An 863-nucleotide genomic window follows, 5' to 3' on the forward strand; every position below is an offset into this window, starting at 1 on the left:
TAATATGGCACTGCCTGCTCGACGAGCCCGGCCCTGCCGTAGTGGCCGGCGACGAGTTCGGGATGAGCTGTGGCCGTGTCCTTGAATCTGTTGACCAGCGCGTCGGCAATCGCGCCGTGCAGTTCCCGGCGGCGCCTTTTGAGCAGCGATTCGTAGGCGGCGTCCTGAATGAGAGCGTGCTTGAAGATGTGTGCCGGGCTGGCCGCGGTGCAGCCGCTCAAGATTAGCTCGGCTCCGATCAGTTCCGAGAGCGCCGTCTCCAGTTCACCGGCAGGCATGTCGCTCACGCTCGCCAGCAGCGCACGATCGAACTCCCGCCCAATCACGGCACCGACTTGCGCGGCATGCCTTGCGGAGGGCGGCAGGCGGTCGAGCCGAGCCATCAGCGTGTCCTGAAGTGTCACGGGAACCGTGACTGCAGGCAGAGATCCCAAAAGGTCGAAGTGATCTCCTGCGTCGACAAGAACGTTGAGATCGCGCATCGCCTTGGTCAATTCCTCGATGAACAGCGGAATGCCGTCGGTGTGCGCGACGATCTCGTTCAAGACTTCCTGCGGAAGACGCTTGCCCGCAACGGCCTCGGCCACTGCGGCCGCCTCAATCGGATCGAGCCGTTCGAGCACGATCCAGTCAACGTGTGCGCCGCTCCAGGCCGGCTTGAACTCCGGCCGGAAAGTGACGAGCAGCAGCACTGGCAATTGGGCGATCCGATCGTTGATCCGATCGACCAGTTCCAGCGTCGTCGGGTCGAGCCATTGTGCGTCCTCGACGACCACGAGCAGCGGATGCCGCGTCGCGAGTCCCTCAACCCAGTTCAGCAGCGCTGCAAACGTCATGGCCTTCCTCTGCTGAGGGGTCAGATC

1 pseudogene is annotated in these 863 nt (G+C 63.4%); it reads right to left on the reverse strand.

Annotated elements, in window-relative coordinates:
- Positions 1–692 (reverse strand): annotated as a pseudogene (locus tag E5W70_RS32535) (hypothetical protein); the annotation flags it as partial.
- Positions 693–863 lie beyond the last annotated feature (171 nt).

Source organism: Mesorhizobium sp. (assembly GCF_005063415.1).
Taxonomy (GTDB): Bacteria; Pseudomonadota; Alphaproteobacteria; order Rhizobiales; family Rhizobiaceae; genus Mesorhizobium.